Source organism: Enterobacter cloacae complex sp. FDA-CDC-AR_0164, assembly GCF_003071645.1.
Lineage (GTDB): Bacteria > Pseudomonadota > Gammaproteobacteria > Enterobacterales > Enterobacteriaceae > Enterobacter > Enterobacter ludwigii.
Map to the genome: position 1 here is coordinate 3,514,726 of NZ_CP028950.1, position 18,855 is coordinate 3,533,580.

Annotated in this window: 14 protein-coding genes and 2 pseudogenes; all 16 read left to right on the forward strand. The window is 46.4% G+C overall.

From position 1 onward, the window contains the following. Positions 1 to 244 precede the first annotated feature (244 nt). Positions 245 to 2,167: a type VI secretion system Vgr family protein gene (locus tag AM410_RS17355; RefSeq protein ID WP_040017724.1), complete on the forward strand. Its 1,923-nt coding sequence runs from the start codon at positions 245 to 247 to the stop codon at positions 2,165 to 2,167. Positions 2,168 to 2,177: 10 nt separating this feature from the next. Continuing rightward, a complete protein-coding gene (locus AM410_RS17360) occupies positions 2,178 to 2,654 on the forward strand; it encodes a hypothetical protein (protein ID WP_232937565.1) in 477 nt (158 codons plus the stop codon). A 75-nt stretch (positions 2,655 to 2,729) separates the two neighbouring features. Further along, positions 2,730 to 3,284: a hypothetical protein gene (locus AM410_RS17365; RefSeq protein ID WP_236900077.1), complete on the forward strand. Its 555-nt coding sequence runs from the start codon at positions 2,730 to 2,732 to the stop codon at positions 3,282 to 3,284. Positions 3,285 to 3,287: 3 nt separating this feature from the next. Further along, the gene (locus tag AM410_RS17370) at positions 3,288 to 4,364 is read left to right on the forward strand and encodes a hypothetical protein (protein WP_073397450.1); all 1,077 of its coding nucleotides are present in this window, start codon (positions 3,288 to 3,290) and stop codon (positions 4,362 to 4,364) included. A gap of 76 nt (positions 4,365 to 4,440) precedes the next feature. Beyond that, positions 4,441 to 4,881 carry a DcrB-related protein gene (locus AM410_RS17375; protein WP_041162718.1) on the forward strand — a complete coding sequence of 147 codons (441 nt, stop codon included), beginning with the start codon at positions 4,441 to 4,443 and terminating at the stop codon, positions 4,879 to 4,881. A gap of 3 nt (positions 4,882 to 4,884) precedes the next feature. Beyond that, the gene (locus AM410_RS17380; RefSeq protein WP_108648181.1) at positions 4,885 to 9,273 is read left to right on the forward strand and encodes an RHS repeat-associated core domain-containing protein; all 4,389 of its coding nucleotides are present in this window, start codon (positions 4,885 to 4,887) and stop codon (positions 9,271 to 9,273) included. Next, a complete protein-coding gene (locus AM410_RS17385; RefSeq protein WP_073397445.1) occupies positions 9,273 to 10,271 on the forward strand; it encodes a hypothetical protein in 999 nt (332 codons plus the stop codon). Before AM410_RS17380 ends, AM410_RS17385 begins: the two co-directional genes overlap by 1 nt. A 761-nt stretch (positions 10,272 to 11,032) precedes the next feature. Further along, a complete protein-coding gene (locus tag AM410_RS17390; protein WP_044867402.1) occupies positions 11,033 to 11,515 on the forward strand; it encodes a hypothetical protein in 483 nt (160 codons plus the stop codon). A gap of 456 nt (positions 11,516 to 11,971) precedes the next feature. Next, positions 11,972 to 13,192: pseudogene (locus AM410_RS17395) on the forward strand (RHS repeat domain-containing protein); the annotation flags it as partial. Between the two features lie 157 nt (positions 13,193 to 13,349). After that, positions 13,350 to 13,841, forward strand: coding sequence for a hypothetical protein (locus AM410_RS23935; RefSeq protein WP_073397441.1), 492 nt, complete (start codon positions 13,350 to 13,352; stop codon positions 13,839 to 13,841). 224 nt (positions 13,842 to 14,065) lie between these two features. Further along, positions 14,066 to 14,648 (forward strand): annotated as a pseudogene (locus AM410_RS17400) (RHS repeat-associated core domain-containing protein); the annotation flags it as partial. 404 nt (positions 14,649 to 15,052) lie between these two features. Next, complete coding sequence (locus AM410_RS17410) at positions 15,053 to 15,712, forward strand: Imm43 family immunity protein (protein WP_073397437.1); 660 nt, start codon at positions 15,053 to 15,055, stop codon at positions 15,710 to 15,712. Between the two features lie 143 nt (positions 15,713 to 15,855). Next, positions 15,856 to 16,422, forward strand: coding sequence for a hypothetical protein (locus tag AM410_RS17415; RefSeq protein ID WP_236900080.1), 567 nt, complete (start codon positions 15,856 to 15,858; stop codon positions 16,420 to 16,422). A 126-nt stretch (positions 16,423 to 16,548) separates the two neighbouring features. Continuing rightward, positions 16,549 to 16,974, forward strand: coding sequence for a hypothetical protein (locus tag AM410_RS17420; RefSeq protein WP_032669715.1), 426 nt, complete (start codon positions 16,549 to 16,551; stop codon positions 16,972 to 16,974). 88 nt (positions 16,975 to 17,062) lie between these two features. After that, complete coding sequence (locus tag AM410_RS17425) at positions 17,063 to 17,545, forward strand: SMI1/KNR4 family protein (protein ID WP_108648182.1); 483 nt, start codon at positions 17,063 to 17,065, stop codon at positions 17,543 to 17,545. An 844-nt stretch (positions 17,546 to 18,389) separates the two neighbouring features. Next, a complete protein-coding gene (locus AM410_RS17435; protein ID WP_071820438.1) occupies positions 18,390 to 18,755 on the forward strand; it encodes a hypothetical protein in 366 nt (121 codons plus the stop codon). The last annotated feature ends 100 nt before the right edge of the window (positions 18,756 to 18,855 follow it).

The following is an 18,855-nucleotide window of genomic DNA, read 5'->3' on the forward strand; positions in this document are numbered from 1 at the left end:
CGCTGCGGAAGAAATGTGTGCTTTATACCAATGCTTTGTTTTTAGCATGGGGAAAGTATGGTGCTATGCGTAGGGTGTATTTTTAATTAGTTAATTAAGTGTTCCATATTAAATGATAGATTCCTCGTCGATTTCCCCCAGGTGATTTTTCATCTGCCTGGTTACATGTAATAGTAAATGACTTTTTTCATTTATCCGTTTTTTATTATCTTCTCCAGCATAAAACCATTACGGAATAAAGATTATGCTCAACCGAATTACCGTTCAGCTCCCGGTGGAGGGGCTTCTGTTCTGGAAACTGACGGGCCGCGAGGCGATGTCCGAGTCGTTCGCCCTGACGCTGACCCTGCTTGGCACGGATGCGCGCATTGACCGCAGCAAACTGCTGGGTCAGCCGGTCACGGTGACCATCCCGACGCAGAGCCTGCTGACGCCCCGCTATATCAATGGAAAAATCACCCGCGTGGCGGTGAGTGCCGTCGAGCTGACGGGCACCCGCTATGCGGTGTACCAGCTGACGGTGGAGCCGGACCTGTGGCCGATGAAGCGCGACCGTAATCTGCGTATCTTCCAGGGTCAGACGGTGCCGCAGATTGTGAAAACCCTGCTGGCTGAACATCAGGTCAACGTGGAGGATAAGCTCACCGGCAGCTACCGGGTGTGGGACTACTGCGTGCAGTATCAGGAGTCGAGCCTGGACTTCATCAGCCGTCTGATGGAGCTGGAGGGGATTGCGTATCACTTCAGCCACGAGGCGGACAAGCACACCCTGGTGCTCACCGACGCCGCGACGCAGCATCAGCCGTTCAGCGGCTACGAAGTCATTCCTTACCACCAGACGCCGTCAGGCGGCAGTACGGATGAAGAAGGTATCAGCCAGTGGGCGCTGGAGGACAGCGTCACCCCGGGGATTTACAGCCTCGATGACTACGACTTCCGCAAGCCGAACGCGTGGCTGTTCCAGGCGCAGCAGAACCCGGCGTCACCGAAACCGGGCAGTATCGACGTGTACGACTGGCCGGGACGGTTTGTTGAGACCGGGCATGCGGAGTTCTACGCCCGTATCCGTCAGGAGCGCTGGCAGGTGGAGCACCAGCAGATTCAGGCGACGGCCACGGCCGCGGGTATTGCACCGGGACACACCTTCACCCTGACTAACGCCCCGTTCTTCAGTGATAACGGTGACTATCTGGTCACGGCGGCGGGTTACCATTTCGAGGAGAACCGCTACGCGAGCGGCGAGGGTGAAACCCTTCACCGCACAGATTTCGCGGTCATCCCGGCGTCGGTGTCATACCGTCCGGCGCAGAGCACGGCGTGGCCGCGCACCTACGGCCCGCAGACGGCAAAGGTTGTGGGGCCAAATGGGGAGAGTATCTGGACGGACAAATATGGCCGCGTGAAGGTGAAATTCCACTGGGACCGTCTGGCGAAGGGGGATGACACCAGCTCCTGCTGGGTGCGTGTGTCGAGCGCCTGGGCGGGTCAGGGGTACGGCGGGGTGCAAATTCCGCGGGTCGGCGATGAGGTGGTGGTGGACTTTATCAACGGCGATCCGGACCGTCCGATTATTACTGGTCGCGTGTACAACGAGGCGAGCATGCCGCCGTGGGCGCTGCCGGCGGCGGCCACGCAGATGGGTTTTATGAGCCGCACGAAGGATGGCTCCGTGGATAATGCCAACGCCCTGCGCTTTGAGGACAAGGCGGGTGCAGAGCAGGTGTGGATCCAGGCTGAGCGCAACATGGACACCAGCATTAAGAACGATGAAACGCACAGCGTCGGTGGCGAGCGCAGCCATTATGTGAAGAAAAATGAACTGCATCGGGTGGAAGCGAATCAGATCCAGGCGGTGAAAGGCGGAACAGAGATCCTGACGGGCAAAGGCAAGCTGGATGCGGCGGTGGAGCAATATGTCATTGCTTCCGGTACGAAGCTACGGCTGGTCTCTGGTGAAAGCGCAATTGAGCTGAACGCTAACGGCAAGATTAACCTCATCGGCAAAGAGTTTAATTTCTTCGTTGAAGGGGATGGTCATATCACCACCGGCGGTAAGCTGCACCTGAATACGTCTGGCACACAACCGGGCACCACGGCGCCGGGTTCCGGGCATAAAGGGGATATTGATGCGGCGGTGCAGGAGAAATTTACGACTAAAGGTGAGTAAGGTCGTAGCAGTGCTTATTGCATTATTAACGACGGGAATGGCTGAGGGAAATTCAGAGAAAAAGGATCTCTGGGCGTTCATTTCACAAATGAGCGCCTCACTCAAAACGTTATCCGTTACGAGTCTAAATGACATGCCGTTGCATTTTACCTACATGAAAAATAATGCATATATGAACCTCTACCATGCTGATGATTTCAAGCTTTTGGAGGGTACGAGCATTACTACCATTGATTTACGAGTAAGCAAAGAAAATGATGGCATGGCTCCATTACTGAATTTTTCACCATCAGGCCAGTGCATCACACTTCAAACCGTTAAAAAGCATTACCCACAACTGACGTTAACTGATTATCCCCGAGGCCGCTCGGAGAATGAAGTGACCAGTTATACAGCACCAAAAGATATGAATGGGCAAAAAGTGAGTTTCAGTTTCACCGTAAAAAAACCTGACTGTCTGAGCTCTGTTGTTATTAGCGCTGACTAAGAAAACAGCTTCCATGACTCGCGGTTTCCCACATCGGTGAGAAGCGTAATTTAGATTGAGAAAATGACGATTAACGTGAAAAAACAGACTCCGACATATCTTTGTTTTGTTCTGATGCTTACCTGTCTGTGCAGCAGTGCGGTATTGGCTCAAGTTATACCGCCCGTTCTGACAAATCACGATTTTTCTGTGCAGATAAAAAGCCAGCCTGTCGAATTGGGTGACAGATGGACTCCTGACGTTGCGCGCAGAATTGACGTGCCAGTGGAAGGCAGTTTTACCGGTGAGGTTCCTTTTGACGGAGCTAACTATAAATTCTTCCAGCATCATAAGTCTGGGTTAGACATTTTCAGTTCCAATCTCTGGTGGGATAAAGCGGAACGAAGCGTTGATGAATATATCGTGTCGCAGATCACGCTGACTGCTACAGATGTCGCAACGCCGCGTGGTGTCCATGTTGGTTCAACGAGAACGGACTTGAACACAGCATACGGTGACGGTCAGGTCGCAAAGGATGCTGGAGAACAATGGATTACCTATGAGTTGGGTAAAAAGGTCCTCTCTTTTGAGATCAAAGACAGTAAAATTGTTAAGATAACAATGAATTACGACAATGGAAATCCAGAGTAATTTATGAAAAGGAAATATCTGGCAGCCGTATTGCTCACCGCTTTCTTGGCAGATGCAACTGAAACTGCAACTGCGCTAGAGTTATCACAATACAATAAGCTCAATACGGTCAGTCGCATCGTTAACGATAGCGAAGTGACAGACCTCCTCAGAAAGGCCCTGGGAAGCGATTACCAGACGTTTATCAACAATTTTGATGTATTTGGTGAACCGCATTCCACGGCTGACGGAGGATTGTTGATTGAAGGCTGGCTAAAAGATCTTTATCTGGAAAACGCCTCTGCTTTGGTTATCGAACCAGATGGCAAAATCTACGCTGCCTGGGTCATACCCGAGTCTGACGTTATTCATTATCAGTCTTCTGAACATCGTCAGGATATTAACGGCGATATTAAAAAATGGGCTGCAAGATTTGGCACACTGCATTTTGAAACGATAAGCCAATCTGGTCCCGCATTTGGCGGAGTATGGTCAGGCGAGTACGCGAACGACTCGACGTTAACTCTGCGGTTAGCTGAATCAGGTGGCCGTATCTCCGGATCTTATTGCTATATTTCTCAAAGAGGAAACCGCATTGATTGCCCGGAAGATGATGAGCGTAATCTTAGCGGTACGATCGCGGGCAATCGTGCCAATGTTGAGTTCAACTCATCGTTTGGCGGTATAGGCGGACGGGCTGTTCTGGAAATTAAGGGGAGTGAAATGGAATGGCGTTTAGTTACTCCTCCTCAAAAAGGAAATTATTATGCTCCGCAGCGTTATACGTTACAGAAAGCTGCTTCGGCTCAGACAGTTGAAACCCGAAAACTCAATACTGAAAAGTTCGCTATTTCTCTGGTCAATAAATGCGGGCGTTTTACTAGTGAATGTGACCAGATGTATTATCTCGGCGTGCGCAAAAGTGATAATAGTACGATCTCCCTTAAGGGGAAAACGTTGCACGATCCTGCAGGCAAAATAATTGGCTCTACCTATAAGAATGGCGAGATCGCTTACACCGTGACTTACTCACCCGTGAAATTGGTCGTGAGCAAAGGCAGCCATGTGTTAGTTGAACAGTCAGGTCAGTGGCTTAAATAATGCATTCGCCAGCCAAAAGGCCAGTGTGGATTGGCCTCTTTTGTTTCTCACACTATTAATCATCCCGAGTTCCCATATGAAATATACCCTCCAGGAAGGTTCCTTCTCCCTTTTTCCTGCCGCGTGGCAGGATAACAGTATGAACATTATTCGCGACGACGAAAGCGGGTTGTCCGTGGTGGTCAGTCGCGGTGTTATTCCGGATGGCAGCGACTATGAGAAAGAGTTTCACCGCCAGTGGGAACTACTACGTCCGCAAATGGGCGAGATTGCCCAAAGCGCATTCCAGAGCGTAAAGGTCGGGCCTGACGGAAAAATTAACGCGCTGGAAGTCGAGACGACTTTTGACAGTAACGGACAGCGCATTTGGCAAAAACAGCTGGCCGTACAAACGCCGGGCAAGCCGGTGTTGATGATTTTTACCCTCTCGGCGCTCAGAGCATTCACCGCAGAGGATGAGGTGCGCTGGAGCGCACTTAAGCAGAGTCTGACGCTAAACGACAACCGGAATGTGTAAGGCATGAGCGATAACAACGCGGCCCGTCAGGGCGACGAGATCATTCACTCCAGCATTTTTGCGGATATCACCAGTATTGTGGCGGAAGGTGCGGCCTATGCCGTTATCGGCGCTGCCGTGGGCGCGGCGGCAACCGTTGCTGCTCCGCTGCTGGGGGCGGGTGCCGCCGCTGCGGGCGTGGCGGCTATTGGATCCAGCTGTCTGTTAAGTGGGATCATTGGCGGCGTACTGGCAAACGTGGCAGGTATAACTGACGATATCAGCAACGCCGCCGAAGGCTTAGGCAACGCGCTGTTCCCACCGTCGCCAGCGGGCAAAATCACCACCGGGTCTGATAACGTTCTGACGAACGCGATTCCCGCTGCACGAGCGGCCGGGACGCTGACGCCCGCCGACACACCGTCACCTGAACCACAGTCTCCGGGCAGCTTTGCCGATTACGCCGGCATGCTGCTTTCCGCCGCTGGACAGTTTGGCAGCGAGATGTGGCAGCCGAGCGTGGCTTCTGCCGCCGCGGGAACCTCGCCGCTGGAAGAAGACAAGGTGGCGTGCGAAAAGCACTCCGGGCCGCAGTATCTGGCGGAAGGCTCTAAAAGCGTCTTCATTAACGGGCAGCCCGCGGTACGTGCAAAAGATCGCACCACCTGCGAAGGCACCGTTTCCGACGATGTCTCCCCGAATGTGATCATCGGCGGGGACACGCTCACGGTCCGCGATATCAAAAGCGGTAAAACGCCGGGTCTGGCGCTGGGGATGATTGCGCTCTCCCTGCTGCGCGGACGTCCGGGTAAAATCCTGAAAAATATGCCCTGTGCACTGGCGGCAGCCGGCGGTGGCATGCTGGCCGATATGGCCGTTAATGCTGTGTTTGGCTCCTCGCACCCGGTACATGCTGCAACCGGCGTGAAGGTGCTGAATGATGACGATGAACTCGATTTCTCGCTGCCGGGGCGCTTCCCGCTGCGCTGGCAGCGCAGCTACAACAGCCTGACCACCCGTGAAGGGCTGTTTGGTCTGGGTTGGGCGACAACCTTTGACAGCTATCTGACGCTCGAAGAGAACAACGCGACCTGGTTCGACGAAACCGGCCGTGAGCTAAGCTTTGAGCTGCCGCCCGTCGATCGCGCGTTTTACAGCATCAGCGAAGGCATCATCATCCGCCGCAATGAGAGCGGCGACGTGGCGATTGCCGACGATGACGGCGCGGTATGGCGTCTGTATAAACCGACCCGGGCGAATCCCACCATCCTGCGTCTGGCCTCCCTCAGCGACGAATACGGTAACGCGCTGCTGACGGAGTGGGATGAACACGGCAGGCTGGTCAATCTTCACGATGAGCCACGGGCGATTGATGTCACCCTGCGCTATGAAGATGAGCGTTTCCCACAGCGCGCCACCTCTGCCAGCCATTTTGACGGCAACCGTACCTGGCCGCTGATGCAGTGGGGTTACGATGCGCGTGGCCAGCTGGCGAGTGTGACGGATGCCTCTGGCGTAGTAACGCGTGAATACCGCTATAACGACCACGGCCTGATGGTCTGGCACCGCCTGCCAGGCGGGCTGGAGAGCGAATACCGCTGGCAAAAATTCGACCACTGGCGCGTGGTGGAAAACCGCACCAGCACCGGCGACGGCTGCCGCTTCACCTACGATTTAGCCGCCGGGCTGACGACCGTCGAGCACTACGATGGCCAGACGCGTAAGCACTACTGGAACGCGCAAAATCTGATTGTCCGCTACGTTGACGAGCGCGGTGAAAACTGGTGCTACGAGTGGGATGAAAACGAACTTCTGACCCGTCGCGTCGATCCCCTCGGGAACGCCGTCACCTTCGTCTACGACGAAATGGGCAACCGGGTGCAGGAAATCGACGCCGACGGCAATACCCGCACCACCACCTGGCTGGAGCACCGCGCGCTGCCGTCAGCCATCATTGAAGCCGACGGCAGTGCGACCCGTTTCTGGTACGACGAACATCACGGGCTGAAGCGTGTGGTAGACCCGATGGGGCAGACAACATTGCTGCGCCGGGACGAGTTTGGTCAGGTCGTTGAAGAAGTTGATGCCGCGGGAAACCGTCGCTACCAGGAGTACAACGAGGCCGGGCAGGTCATTCGTGCCACAGACTGTTCAGGACGAATAACCCGCTATACCTATCATCCGCTGGGCTGGTTAACGACTGAGATCGGCGCTGACGGCGAAGAGACGCGCTATCGCTACGATGCCGCAGGGCGTCCGGTGCAACTCGATCGACCGGAAGGCTGGACAGAGTCACTTGCATGGAACGAACGCGGTCTGCCGGTGACGCATGCGGGCGCTGATGGCAAAGAAAGTGAGTTTAAATACGACGAGGCAGGACGATTAACCGCTACACGTAATACTCAGGGTGAAGAGGTCCGCCGCCGCTGGGACAGCCGCGGGCGACTGATTGCCCTGGAAAACGAAAACGGCGAAGCGTACCAGTTCCGCTGGGGTGCGGACTCGCTGCTGCTGGAAGAGGTGGGGCTCGATGGCGTAGCCTCGCAGTATCGCTATGACGCCTGCGGGCGTACGATAGCGCGCACGTTTGCCGCCGGTCATCCGGAAGCCATCACCCATGCCTTCGCCTGGAGCGCGAGTGGCCAGCTGGTTGCCCGCACCACGCCGGAAGGGCAGACCCGTTATCACTACACACCGTCAGGTTTGCTGAGTCGTATTGGACTTCATCCGGCACTTTCCGTTGATGCCTGGAGTGCAGAGGCAGAACAGGAACTTGCCTTTGACTATGACGCCCTGGGGCGTGTCACGCGTGAAGTGGGCGAGCACGGTGAGCTGACATGGGAGTATGATGCTCTCGGCAACCGCACCTCCGTCACGCTGCCCGATGGCCGCGAGCTGAAGCAGTTTTACTACGGCAGCGGGCATCTGCTCAGCATTGCCCTCGATAAGCTGTCGGTCTCCGATTTTACCCGCGATGAACTCCACCGGGAGACCAGCCGCACCCAGGGGCTGCTGACCACCCGCAGTGAGTACGATCGTCTTGGTCGACTGCATCGCCGGGACGTCTTTACCGGCAATGCGCAGCGCCCGTCGCCGCGCCGCTGGTCCCGCCGCTGGGATTACGACTACCGCAATAACCTGGTGCGGGAAGAGCGGGACGATAACCCGTTCAGCTGGTACCGCTGGCAGTACGACAGCGCCGGGCGTCTGCTGATTCAGGACGGCACGCTGCCCGGCCAGGAGCAGTGGCGCTGGGATGCTGCCGGTAACCCGCTGGAAGGATCTGCTGAGAAGGTCACGCACAACCGCCTGACGCAGCTGAACGGCATTCGCTGGCGTTATGACATCCACGGCCGCACCGTGGAGAAGGATAACGGCCAGACCCGCTGGCACTACCGCTACGACGGTGAGCACCGTCTGACGGAAGTCATCAGCCAGCCGCGGGACCGCAACAAACCGCAGACGCAGGTCAGCTTCCGCTACGATCCGCTTGGGCGACGCATCAGCAAAACGCGACGTCAGATGCTGGGCGGAAAGCCAACCTGCAAGCCGATCACTACCCGGTTTGTCTGGGAAGGGTTCCGTCTGCTGCAGGAAGTGCACGGGGACGTGCCGCTGACCTACGTCTACAGCGATCAGGACAGCTACGACCCGCTGGCGCGTATTGACGGCGTTGATGCCCCGGAGACCTTCTGGTTCCACTGTCAGCCGAACGGCACGCCGGAGCGGATGACGGATATCGAAGGGCAGGTGCGCTGGGAAGGGGTGAACAGCGCCTGGGGCAAGCTGCTGCGGGAAAGCGAGACGCAAGTATCAGGATATTCTCAGAACCTGCGGATGCAGGGGCAATACCTGGACCGTGAGACAGGGCTGCACTACAATCTGTTCCGGTATTATGACCCGGACTGCGGGCGGTTTACGCAGCAGGACCCGATAGGGCTGGCGGGGGGGATAAACCTTTACCAGTATGGTGCAAATAGTTTAACCCGAATAGACCCTCTGGGATTAAAACAAGAGGAAGTTATACGCTATATGAGTAAAGATGAAGCGATTGCATCAGCTTCTGAACGCGATGGTAAAGGCGGATTGGTTTCTAATAATCGTGGTGAAAAAGCCATATGGGTTAATCATGATAGCCGACCAGGGTTTAACCCTGGAAATGAAAAGTATCGTGCCGTTATGACCGTAAATGACTCTGGGGTTGAGCTTCTTAATCAACATAGTGATATATCAAAAGTTGATTACAAAGAAACCGGGCTGAAAGATGGAGTTCTATCAAAGAGAAATGAACCTGGAGCAAGGGGCATCGGTAAAAATATCCTTTCTCGTTTTAATGATAAAATCACTTCATTCCAGATTGAAAAGAAAGATGCTAAAGGTAATTGGAAGAAATGTGGTAAGAGGATTACTTAATGATTTTTGAAATGTATCTACATAAAATTGAACACTTCACTAATGCGAGAGCAGAGATTGAAAGTTTTGGAAATTATGTCTATGTTCAAGATGAACCAGACCTTTTTCCCGTTTATTTTAAAAAAGAAAATGGGAAGTATGCAGAGTTGAGTCGTTGGCAAACTTGCTTTCCTAAGGTTATGTTACAGCGTGCATTAAAGAAGCTAGGCCTAAGTGAAGAAGGGAAATATGCATTTGAAGTTTTTCTTTCTCGATTAGGTTATCTGTTTCAAATAGATAATCGACAGCGTATAGATAAAGATATCGTTATATTATTTTATATACATCAACTTCTTTCCTTAAAAAACAGCAAAGAAGATTACGCAATAAAAGCAAAAGACTTTTTTTTAAGGTTTTTGTGTTTTGAAATGGGCATGGATGATGACTCTTATAATTTACTATGCATTACTAATGATGGGCTCTGTATAAATACTGTTCAGCATGGCAATGTAACTGTATTATCATTGCTTGAGCAATTTTATGCACAATTTGAAAAAAAGAAAAACTTTGGAGATATTAAGGCTATAAAATACTATCAATCATCGGTATTGAATTTTTTGTTTGTTGCGAATAACGAAGATAATCACCTGTTGTTTAATGATAAAAATTGCTATCTTATCGATCCTGGCAATTTTATTAATGCATATAAAAAATCTAAAAAAATAATATATAAAGCTTTGGAGCAGTGTTTTGATAAGTATCAATCTACAAAAAATTTATTAATATCCAACTTCATTCTAATGAATTACGCTTATTATATTCTTAGAGATAATTTAGCAGATCTTAAAACATTGAGAAGACACGTTTCTTCAGATATATTTGGAAGGGTAATTTCCGCTATAGTATACAGAGGTTTCTTTGTAGATGAAGAAAAAATACTGAGGTTAGTTGGTGATGAATATAAATTCGGACCTGAAGGTGAAGATCGGAAATTATTTAATTTAATATATTCGATTTAAAATGTTAATGTTCGACCACAATCGAGGGTGTTAGGATTTGAATAATGAATCCGCTGTGGAACCCTCGATTCTAAAAAACCAGGTTATGGACTGTTAATAACTTTACGGTACGCATGTTGTCAATAGAACAATATGTATACCTCTTACAGTGCATTAGTGTACGCTGCTATAAAGATTACAGATTATTTTCTTAACAAAAAGTATCATATAAATTTTATTGATGTTCGGTATTTAAGGTTATGCTAACAAACCACAGACGACTTTGTTGCATTCGCTGGCGCTATGACTCCATAAACTTACCGAATGTGTTGAAAGATAACGTCCAGATTTCCTCTCAACCTCATATTCATGGTAATGAATACTGGAATGTTTATCGCGAAGTTGATGGTGCTAATGTGGTAAGTGGCAAGGACCTCATAATAAAGATTATAAAGGTATTGATAGTTACTCGAACAGAACGCTTAAAAAAGAACGATCCTCTATGCATTGCATTCAAATGGTGATCAGTTACCTGCATACACCATAACTCATACTACAGTTAGGCAATCTAAAGGTGATTCATTAGGATATCATGAGGTGTCACAAGTGACACTTAACTCAGATTTCCCTATAGGAACCAAAGTTAGGGAATATTATGTATTAAGGATATATTTGTTTCTAGGGGTTGTGCAACGGCGAATCCTCAATCCGGAAAGGGGGGGGCAGTTTTACATACCTGAAGAAGCAAGAGGTAAATTAATTCCAGGTAAGATTATAGATATATGAAGAAGATGACATTTAATGTTAAAAATGGGAATGTTAAAATTGATGGTTATCCTATTGAACTTAGCTCTTTTGAAACATTCACTTCATCTGAATTTTACAAAACCCATCCGCAATTCACTAAGATAGGTAAATTTTATTTTTCGAAAAATGATATTGAATGGGAAGGGCAGAACTTTATCGTAGAGTTCAGACCAGCAATTTTCTCATTTAACCCATCTCTTTTTCTTACAAGTAAAGACGGAGATTTTTATCAATCACTCAAAGATTGGGATAAGAGGGCATCGTTAAAAAATCTAGAAGAGGAAGAAAGACGATTGACAGAATGGGTTCAAAATAAATTTTCCAGAAACAATATGGGAAAGATAAATAAGCCTCCATATGGAACAAAATGGACTTATGAATGGGGAGAGATAACAGTGCAATCAAATGAAAGATCCTTTGATTGTGGGATATATATTGGATGGGATCTTAATCTCTGATGGTAATAAATCGTACATTACATATATGAGTTATCCATTCATGTAACGGAAGTCATATTGTCCAATAGTGATATTTAAATTTATTATAGATGACTGCCTTATTTGGTATACGAGATAAAAACTCGGATTAATCCCTTTTTTCTAAATGAAATAATAATCTTCTTTGTACATCTTTTAAAAATGAGTCTAAAAAAGAGAAATGTATAATGAAATGCATAAAGAATAGTTAGATAATAATTTTGTAAAAATTGGATTTATGGCGAGATGAATTACTCACTTTCAGGATTCACTATATACACCTTAGTTGATCTTTCAATAAAAAATCAAGATATGGCGTTGGTTATTTGTAAATGCCATAAGGTAAAGAGAGTCTCAAGACACAACTGAAACTATTTAAACTTTACTCAGGAAGTTTAGTATGTCGCCATCTTTAACAGTGCAATTTTTCCATTCTGCACGCAGGGGGCGCTGACCACCCGCAACGAGTACGACTATTTTGGTCGACTGCATCGCCGGGACGTCTTTACCGGCAATGCCCAGCGTCCGACACCACGATGCGAGTCCCGCCACTGGGATTACGACTACCGCAATAACCTGGTACGGGAAGATCGGGATGATAACCCGTTCAGCTGGTACCGCTGGCAATACGAAAGGGTCGGGCGTTTGCTTGTTCAGGACGGCACGCTACCCGGGCAGGAGCAGTGGCGCTGGGATGCTGCCGGTAAACCGCTTGAAGGTTCTGCTAAGAAGGTTACGCACAACCGCCTGACGCAGCTGAATGGTATTCGCTGGCATAATAATATCCATGCTCGCACCGTAGAGAAGGATAACGGCCAAACCCGAGGAACCGCAACAAACCGCAGACGCAGGTAAGTTTCCGCTACGATCTGCTCGGTCGCCGCATCAGCAAAATGCGACACCAGATGCTGGGCGGGCAGCCAACCGGTAAGCTTGTCACCACCCGGTTTGTCTGGGAAGGGTTCCGCCTGCTGCAGGAAGTGCACGGGGACGTGCCGCTGACCTGTGTCTACTGCTACCAGGACAGCTACGATCCGCTGGCGCGTATTGATGGCGTGGATGCCCCGGAGATCTTCTGGTTCCACTGCCAGCCCAACGGTACGCCGGAGCGGATGACGGATAGCGAAGGGCAGGTGCGCTGGGGAGGGGTGAACAGCGCCTGGGGCAAGCTGTTGCGGGAAAGCGAGACGCAGTTATCAGGATATTCTCAGAACCTGCGTATGCGGGGCAATACCCGGATCGTGAGACAGGTCTGCACTACATTCTATTCCGGTATTACGACCCGGACTGTGGGCGGTTTACGCATCAGGACCCGATAGGGCTGGCGGGGGGATAAACCTTTACCAGTATGCGCCGAATGCGCTGGGATGGGGGGATCCGTGGGGGTTGAAACCAAGATGTGCACCGACGAAAGCAAATGACCATAATCAGGCTGCTTTCGGCAGGCAGTGGCAAGGTCATGGGGAGTACAAAGGACGCGACTTATGGTCTAACACAATGTTAAAAGAAGGTGATGTCATCTACGGTGGTGCTCCTGGACAATCTGGTTTTTATTTTGATAAGGCAACTCTCGATGCCGCTGGCGGTAGTAGACAAAAACTATGGGAGAGTTTGCAGGTACAGCCACATAGAATATTTGGATTCCGTAGCAAAATTTAGGCGTACCGTGTAAAACGAGATGCAGTTGCTGGAACGGGACAAGCATTATCATAAGATCCTGTTGTTTTTGGTCAGGGAGGAGGAACATAATTTTCCTTTCAAATTATAAAATTGTGCTTGAGCCTATTAGCAAGCCTTTTGATATCGGAATATGACTATGAATCTTGCTATAGATACAGGCGCTTTTTTCTTCAATAAAATGCTGATGCTGACACCACTTATAACCAAAAAAGAAATAATGAATAATAATAATTTAAATTGGGAGCCTTGGCCAGATAAGGGATGTGATACAGTCTCTTATAGAGCTATTTTTAACATAAAAGGAAACACGCATGGTGATATTTATTTGATAGTTAACTTTATTCAACCTAATGATGAAAATGCTATTATAGGTAGTTGGAGTTTCGCACCTTATAAATTAATTGATGGGGAGCAAAAAAATCCAGAGGGGAAAGTCATAAAAAAATTAAGGGATTGGTTCAAAGAAAAAACTAATGTTGACCTCCCAATTCATGGTGCATGGGGCCATATTAATGCGGCATATGACCATTGGAATTGTTCAGGTGCAATTTATTGTAATTATCGTTCTGGTTTCAGAGATGAAAAATCCTGGAGGGATTATTGCAAATGGAATAATATAAAATCATGAATTGAATGCGCATTGGTGTTAAAAACCTCGCAATTATTTAATGATGGTGTGTCGAAAATAAAGCTTGCGACTGTTGAAAGCATACCTTTTGAGGCCAGTGTGAAGACAGAACTCCTGGAAAAATGTGTTTTAACCCCGTAAGAAAATCAAACGTTAAACAAGAGTTCATCACATCGCCATCTTTAACGATGTAATCTTTTCCTTACGCACGCATCTTGCCTGCTTCTTCGTCCCTTGTTCACCCTGCTCTCAATAAGCTGTCGGTCTCAGATTTTAGCCGCGACGAACTTCACCGTGAGACCAGCCGCCCCCAGGGGCTGCTGACCACCCGCAGCGAATATGACCGCCTTGATCGACTGCATTGCCGGAACGTCTTTACCGACAATGCCAACGTCCGGCACCGCGATGCGAGTCCCGCCGCTGGGATTACGACTACCGCAATAACCTGGTGCGGGAAGAGCGTGACGACAACCCGTTCAGCTGGTACCGCTGGCAGTATGACAGCGCCGGGCGTTTGCTTGTTCAGGACGACACGCTGCCTGGCCAGGAGCAGATGCGCTGGGAAGGGGCGAATAGTGCCTGGAAAAAATGCTGCAGGGAAGCGGGACGCAGCTATCAGGATATTCTCAGAACCTACGTATGCAGGGGCAATACCTGGACCGTGAGATAGGACTGACAACAATCTGTTTCGGTATTATGACCCGGACTGTGGGCGGTTTACGCATCAGGACCCGATAGGGCTGGCGGGGGATAAACCTTTACCAGTATGCGCCGAATGCGCTGGGATGGGTGGATCCGTGGGGGGTTATTTAATAGCGGTATATTAGTTAAAGATAAGTCTGGCAAAGTTGGAGATCGACTCTCTGCTTACCATGTTATACCCGCTGAGGTGTGGAAAGAGAACCGATCATTCTTCAATAATATTGGCATCGGTAAAGACATGGACTCTGCATTTAATGGTATTTATTTGCCAGGCAGCGCAACAGCAATGAAACAAGATGCAGGAAAGGAATGGATGTTTTCCATAGCAGTAATCATCATAACTATAGTGGTATTGTCCGCCAGCGAATTGCTCGTGTTGAGCAACGATATAATTCTGGGATATTAGATGATAAAGGGACGAGGATAGCTATAAGGCGGACCCAGATTGATATGAAGAATTAAATTTGGATGGGTCATATTCCCACAACAAAATTCAGGGGAATGAATTAATGTCCTATTATGTGATCATGAATGACTTTGAATCATCACTCATGCCAAGAAATTTACAGGGCACGGTTGATGAAAGATTACAGATCGATGAAAACTGCGAAATAGAAGGCTCTGCATTTTCCTTCCCTTATCGAATAACAGACGATGCATGTCCAGAACGTATTTATTTGTTGTGCAATAAAAATGTTGGGGCTTTGAAATTTGACTATTATAAAAAAGACTTTGGGCACTTGATGGACAAGTCTTTATTTTCAATTTTAGAAAATTATAAGCACAATGTTATTTTTGACCGAGATATAACACCAGTTTCGATTGGGAATGGACAAGTTCTTCGAGATGATTTTAAATATGTATATTTTCCCGGCGTGGATGTTATAGATGAAGAAAAATCTATTCTTGAAGATGATAAATTCGGAGATATCATACCTATTAAAATTGAATTAAAGAATGATGCGATTGAATATGATATTTTTTCGTTTAGCGGCACATTATTAGGAGGGTTTATCATTATTAAAAAAGAGGTTAAGGAAGTTATTGAAAGTAAAGGCTTCCGGGGTTTGAAGCTTGTTCAACTGGAAAATGCTTTAGACGTTTTCTGTGAAGATTATTTCTACGAAATAGACTCAAATCGTAAGAGAAAGGGCAATAAACTACCTTAATATTGAATGGTGTCGTGCCATCACTGATTCTTTATTTTTCTTTTTTAATGGCGCGAAAAACTTCTTTGGATGATGAGTCCATTTTTCAACTATAAATCATAGTAGTTTTACGAGTAATCAGTAATGTTAACTCTTAAAGAGGAATGATGTATATAAAAAATACTATTCAAGACTTTGTTATCAAATTCAAAACGAATGATTTAAATATGGGAGAGATAGACTTTACAGCAGAAGAAAATGAAAGTTCTCTCCCTGTGAATTTAAATGGCGAAATTCGATTTTTTTATAGCCATTTGATTTTAAATGACCATCCAACATTTTATGGTACTTTCTTTATACAAATTGTTGAGTTTCAAGATCTCAATGAAATATTATCAGGTTGGCGAGTTCAAAATGATACGGCCTGGCACGATGAGTATATAATCTTTGCTGAAAGAAATGGAGACGTTCTTTTTTGTGACACCCGAAATATAACATCTCCTGTTTATGGTAGTATTCAAAAACGAAACTTTATCATTTCCGGTTCCTTAGCTGACTTTTTGGATGTTTTTTGTTCTGCCATTGAGATAGAGCAAAGTAAATATGATGGTGATGGTACAGATGATGATTTTAATTTCAGAGAGGATTTTCTGGAAGATATCGATTTTATGCTTAAAAGCAAACTAAAGGATGTTGAGGCAAAAGGGTTTAAGCAATTCTTTTTTGGTTAACTTTTTATTTTTTAATATTAAAAATAACATTTTTTAGAGAACTTCTTTATTCAAAAAGTATTTATGGCTCATGTCAGCTTTTATATTGGTTAGGAGGTTTCTTTGCGATTCACCATCAATAAACACATGAAAATCGGTTACGATAAATTTGATGAAAAAAGAGTTACATCTTTTATAGAAAAAGGAAATGAGTTTCATGATGATAAAAAATATACTGAGGCGTTAGAGCAATACCACAAAGCCTGGCAAGCTCTTCCTGAGCCGAAGCTCGAATGGGAAATTGCCAACTGGATCTGTGCATGCATATACAGCGCATATTTTGATCTGGCGGATTATGCTGAGGCAAAGAAATGGGGAGAGACGACATTACGGACATGTGGATCGGATATAGACACTGCACCCTTAATCGATCTCGGCATGGTCTGTTATGAGTTGAATCAATTTGAGGAAGCGTATAAATATTTTAACGATGCTTATAACTACGGCAAAGAGCGTGCATTTCAGGATAGACCTAGAAAATACCTTGAGTTTTTTTTGCGCAAAAGAACATGAATACATCGTTATTTACCTTTTAAAGGTGGCTTGAATAAATATGTTCCATATAATTGCTTACGGAGTGTAATTACTACTTAATAATCTCATGAATAACTTCAAAAAATGTGAAAAAAAGATTGGACGTGCAGATATTTATAAAACGGAAAGTAAATTATCTATTACCCTTCCGGATGATTTCGTATCACATTATCTGCAATTTAATGGTGGCATTCCTGAGAAAAGTTGGTGGGACGGTGGTGAAGGTTTTGAGCCAGTAGAGGTAGCAGGATTTAAACCGTTTGTTTATAATACTCAGACAAATGATGATCCTAGGTCTTTAATTGACGGTTGTTATATTAGCATGTTGGATAGGGAAGTGATTCCTAGGAACCTGCTTCCTTTCGCAAATGATTGGGGAGGGAATTTCTTTTGTCTGAATTTAGATAATTATTCAATTGTATATTTTGCTACAGATTCTTTTGATGAAGATTTGACTATGCAAGAGAATCATATAAAAATTCAAAGATATCTGACAAATTCATTTTCCAACTTTGTTGATGGATTGGTAACAGAAGAGAGTCTTCCTTAAAGAATAATTAATAAGTTTGCGACTTATTTAATTCTGCTGCTGTGAAGTCTATTTTTTATGAAACTCTGTAGCAAGCCATAAATTTCTAGTTAAAAACTAAAAATGCAACGTATTTTTCCCTTTAATTAACAATTACCATCTTTGGTCATGAATTTGTTATTTCTCAGAAATAGTAACTACCCTTTAGGACCAATTACTGTTCAAACGAAGAATAGGTTGAGAATGAAATAACCTCAAACCCTAAGCTTGAAATTAACAATCCTCAATATGGAATTCAATGGGATCATGAATGGGGAAGAATTGTTGTACAGTCTAATGAAAAAAAACTTCGACTGTGGAATTTATATCGAATGGAATGTTTGACTAAATGAAATTATCAATTAATAAAATCCCCCCATTTGCTTATCACCTAACCTGTCTATTAATGGAGTTAAAGGTTTAGATAAAGTGAAAATAACAAATCGACTGAAAAAGAAGTTATTAGTCCTGGATGGCAATGACAATGATTTCATAGAGTATGGAAAGGAACTAGCATGCCCTGAATGCGAAGGTGTAATAATATATTCCATAGTAAATTCATATGGTTTTGACTCGCTCACCGAAGAGGTAAAATGCTTTCTTGTTAAGAAAATGAGAGGTGTGAAGTATCTTAGTGAAGATAATAAATATAGCTATGATGAAAGCCAATTGTATGTTTCGAAAAACACATATCAAAACTGTTTAAAAGACTTTTCAACTGTCTTTACGTATAAAGAAGTTCAGCCAGCCCGGTACCGTGTATATCTTGTGGGGTTTTTTGAAGGTGACTTGAAACAGATCAAATATTGTAATTTTAGATTTACCTATGATTGAAAATCTCAATTGTATTAAAGAAAATGATCTGCTTGAATGGACGCATGGTGAAAGTAACGTACTGATTACTATGCCATTTTTAGACTGTGCAATGATAGATTCAACACGCCAATTAGTCTTTGCGTTAAGCGAACCAAAGCCATTACCAACCGTTTTGACAATTTTCAATGCTCGGGGCGAAACACTGTTGTCGTCTGCACCTCCTGAAGGCGCTATTTTCTATTACTTAACATTCAATCTATCAAAGGAAGTGGTTGTCGTCTGTAGTTATGCAGTACAAGAGAATGGCTGGTATGATTGGTTTTATTCCTTTGATATGAAGCGTAATGCGTTAACTCGAACTGGCTCAGCGTATTAAGATCAAATGCCCTTATAAATGATAAGGCAAGCTGTTTCTGTGTGCTTTGAAAAGATGTTCGGCTCAGCTCCTGATCTAAGTAAGTAAAATGCTGATCATC